The sequence below is a fragment of the Arthrobacter sp. HMWF013 genome (assembly GCF_003061105.1).
Lineage (GTDB): Bacteria > Actinomycetota > Actinomycetes > Actinomycetales > Micrococcaceae > Arthrobacter.
Window position 1 is genome coordinate 1,243 of the sequence record NZ_QAIQ01000597.1, and the last position, 3,602, is coordinate 4,844.

A 3,602-nucleotide genomic window follows, 5' to 3' on the forward strand; every position below is an offset into this window, starting at 1 on the left:
CATCGGCACCCCGGTACCCAGCCAGTTCATGGCCATGCTGCCCTACCTCGTGACTGTGTTCGCCGTCGCCGGGCTCGTGGGCAGGTCCCGGCCCCCGGCGGCAAGCGGCATACCGTACGTGAAGGGTTGACGGTGAATATCGTCGACGTCGACTGGGCCGCTCTCGAGGCCGCCGCAGTAGCCGCCATGGCCCACGCGTACGCACCGTATTCGAATTTCGCGGTAGGGGCGGCAGCCCTTACCGCGGATGGCCGGATCATCAGTGGCTGCAATGTTGAAAACGCCAGTTACGGCCTATCCCTGTGCGCCGAGTGCGCCCTTATCGGCAACCTGCACATGACCGGGGGCGGACTTCTCCGCGCCTTCTACTGCGTCGACGCCGGCGGGAACATCCTGATGCCCTGCGGCCGGTGCCGGCAGTTGCTGTACGAATTCCGGGCTCCCGACATGGAGCTCATGACCACCCAGGGAATCAGGACCATGGACCAGGTCCTTCCCGATGCCTTTGGTCCCCAACACCTGGAGGAAACCCGGTGACACAAACCCCGAACAAAACTGAAGCGTTCGACGCCGTCGACATCATCCGCATCAAGCGTGACCGGGGCGTACTGACCCCGGAACAGATCGACTGGACCATCGACGCGTACACGCGCGGTGCCATTGCCGACGAGCAGATGGCCGCCCTGAACATGGCCATCCTGCTCAACGGCATGGACCGGGCTGAGATCTCGCGCTGGACTGCCGCGATGATCGCCTCGGGCGAGCGGATGGACTTCTCCAGCCTGCGGCAGCCCGACGGCGGGGTGAAGGCTACCAGCGACAAACATTCCACCGGGGGAGTGGGGGACAAGATCACCCTGCCGCTGGCGCCCCTGGTGGCGGTGTTCGGCGTTGCCGTGCCGCAGCTCTCCGGCCGGGGCCTGGGCCACACGGGCGGCACCCTGGACAAACTGGAATCGATCCCGGGTTGGCGGGCAGCCCTGAGCAACGAGGAGATTCTGGCCCAGCTCCAGGACGTGGGCGCCGTGATCTGCGCCGCGGGCGCGGGACTGGCGCCGGCTGACAAAAAGCTTTATGCCCTGCGCGACGTCACCGGGACGGTGGAGGCTATCCCGCTGATCGCCTCCTCGATCATGAGCAAGAAAATCGCCGAGGGTACCGGCTCGCTGGTCCTGGACGTCAAGGTGGGCAGTGGTGCGTTCATGAAGGATGAGGCCCGGGCGCGGGAACTGGCCGAAACCATGGTGGCCCTGGGCAAGGACGCCGGCGTTAACACCGTGGCGCTGCTGACCAACATGAGCACGCCCCTCGGCCTCACAGCCGGCAACGCCATCGAAGTTGAAGAGTCCGTGGAGGTCCTGGCCGGCGGCGGGCCAGAGGACGTCGTGGAGCTGACGGTGCGCCTGGCCGAGGAGATGCTGGCGTGCGCCGGTGTTCACGACGCCGATGTCCGCGCCGCCCTGAAGGACGGCAGGGCCATGGACGTGTGGAACCGGATGATCGAGGCGCAGGGCGGCGATCCCCGGGCCAAGCTTCCGGTGGCCAGGGAATCCGAAACTCTTTACGCACCTGCCGACGGTGTCCTGGTTGAGCTCGATGCCCTGGCCGTCGGCGTCGCGGCCTGGCGCCTCGGGGCCGGGCGTGCCCGCAAGGAAGACGCCGTCCAGGCCGGGGCCGGCGTCCGCCTGCACGCCAAGCCGGGCGCGGTGGTGCGCGCCGGCGAGCCGCTCATGACATTGCTCACTGACACTCCGGAGAAGTTCGCCCGTGCCAAGGAATCCCTGGAGCACGCGGTGATGATCGCTCCCGAAGGCTCACGCCCGGCCCAGCAACTCATCATCGACCGAATAGCATAGGTAAATGCAGGCCATCAACGACTTCATCCTCGCCGCCGCCGGGCAGCCCTGGGTGTTGCTCGTGGTGCTGGCCTGCTGCATGATCGATGGTTTCTTTCCGCCCATACCCAGCGAATCCGTGGTGGTGGGCCTGGCCGCAGTGGCCGCCACCGCGGATGTCCCCAACCCCTGGATGCTGATGCTCGTCGCGGGGCTGGGAGCGTTCTCGGGCGACAACATTGCGTACCTCATCGGGCGCAGGGTCGGAACGCGGCGCTGGAGCTGGATGCGCGGCCCGCGGATGCAAAGCGGGTTCCGCTGGGCCGGCCACGAGTTGCGGAAGCGGCCCGCATCGCTGATCCTCGTGGCGCGCTTCATTCCCATCGGCCGTGTCGCTGTCAACCTCACCGCAGGCGTGACCCACTACCACCACCTGCGTTTCGTGGGACTGACGGTCCTCTCCGCCACGCTCTGGGCCGGCTATTCAGTGGGAATCGGGCTGTTCTTCGGGCAGTGGTTTGAAAACAACCACCTCCTCGGCGCTGCCATCGCCATCGTCTGCGCCGTGGGCCTCGGAATCCTCGTCGATCTGGTCATCAACCGCTTCAAGGGGAAGGTTCCGGTGGTGGAGCGGCTGAAGGATCCCGAAGCCTAGGGTTACGGGGACCTGACGTAGCGAATCACGTCTGCGGCATGCGACACTGAAGAGCGATTTACGTCACTTCCGGCTGCATCATTCGTCTAGGAGCAACACCCGCGTGGAGTTTATTAATGAGGCCGTGCTCCATGCGGCGGGCCAATGGTGGATCTACCCGGTCCTGCTGATTTTCTTCTTCATTGACGGCTTCGCCATGGTGGTTCCCAGCGAGACCCTCATTGTTGCCCTCGCGGCGTTTTCCCGCCACAGCGGCGAACCAAACCTCTGGATCCTTGGCTTCACGGCACTGGTCGGCGCCATCGCCGGCGACAATATGGCCTTTATGCTGGGCCGCAGGATCGGCCTGGAACGCTGGCGCTGGATGCGGCGGCCCAAAGTCCAGAAGGCCTTCGGCTGGGCAAGGTACGAACTCGAAAAGCGCGGCGCCGTCCTGATCTTCACCGCCCGCTACATCCCGTGGGGCCGCGTCGCGGTGAACTACGTCGCGGGCAGTACCGGTTTTGCGCACCGCCGGTTCTTCCTGCTGGACGCGTTTGCCTGTGTCACCTGGGTGGGGTATTCCATCGGAATCGGCATACTGGCCAGCTCGTTCCCCTGGCTGCACAACAACCCGCTCCTGAGCGCGGGGATTGCCGTGGTGTTCGCCATCGTCCTGGGCATTCTGATCGATCACCTCCTGCGCTGGTGGCACAAGCACCTTGCCCGCAACGACGCCGACGTTGTGGACGAATGGCTCGACGGCGGCCGGGAAGGCGCCCTTCCTTCGCACGATCAGACCCTGCTGGCCGCAACTTCGGCGGACGGCGAGCAGCCCGCAAAGTAGCGGCTGGCATAAGCTGCCTGCCGACCCTAAGGTTGGAAGGTGACTGAGCCTATTGTTGACGCTGCCCCTGCCCTCGATTTCGACTTGAGGAGCCTGCCCAAGGTCTCCCTCCACGACCACCTGGACGGTGGTCTCCGTCCCGCCACCATCATCGAACTGGCTGAGGCTGTTGGCCACACACTTCCTTCCACCGATCCGGTTGCCCTGGGTCAGTGGTTCCGTGAATCGGCGGACTCCGGTTCGCTGGTCCGTTACCTGGAGACCTTTGACCACACAGTGGCTGTGA

General features: G+C 65.3%; 4 protein-coding genes and 2 pseudogenes. All 6 read left to right on the forward strand.

The window, feature by feature from the left end; all coding sequences use genetic code 11:
- Positions 1–130, forward strand: a pseudogene (locus DBR22_RS24870) (ABC transporter permease); the annotation flags it as partial.
- A gap of 2 nt (positions 131–132) precedes the next feature.
- On the forward strand, positions 133–537 hold the full coding sequence (locus tag DBR22_RS20205) for a cytidine deaminase (RefSeq protein ID WP_108600469.1): 405 nt from the start codon (positions 133–135) through the stop codon (positions 535–537).
- Positions 534–1,856: a thymidine phosphorylase gene (locus tag DBR22_RS20210; RefSeq protein ID WP_108600470.1), complete on the forward strand. Its 1,323-nt coding sequence runs from the start codon at positions 534–536 to the stop codon at positions 1,854–1,856. Before DBR22_RS20205 ends, DBR22_RS20210 begins: the two co-directional genes overlap by 4 nt.
- A 4-nt stretch (positions 1,857–1,860) precedes the next feature.
- Positions 1,861–2,490 (forward strand): DedA family protein, encoded by a 630-nt coding sequence (locus DBR22_RS20215; protein ID WP_108600471.1) that lies wholly within the window; start codon positions 1,861–1,863, stop codon positions 2,488–2,490.
- Positions 2,491–2,593: 103 nt separating this feature from the next.
- Positions 2,594–3,316 (forward strand): DedA family protein, encoded by a 723-nt coding sequence (locus tag DBR22_RS20220; protein ID WP_258229340.1) that lies wholly within the window; start codon positions 2,594–2,596, stop codon positions 3,314–3,316.
- A 39-nt stretch (positions 3,317–3,355) separates the two neighbouring features.
- A pseudogene (locus tag DBR22_RS20225) lies at positions 3,356–3,602 on the forward strand (adenosine deaminase); the annotation flags it as partial.

Excerpts from the sequence above, each read along its gene's own strand:
- DBR22_RS20215 (WP_108600471.1), top strand. The coding sequence starts at position 1,861 with ATGCAGGCCATCAACGACTTCATCCTCGCCGCCGCCGGGCAGCCCTGG.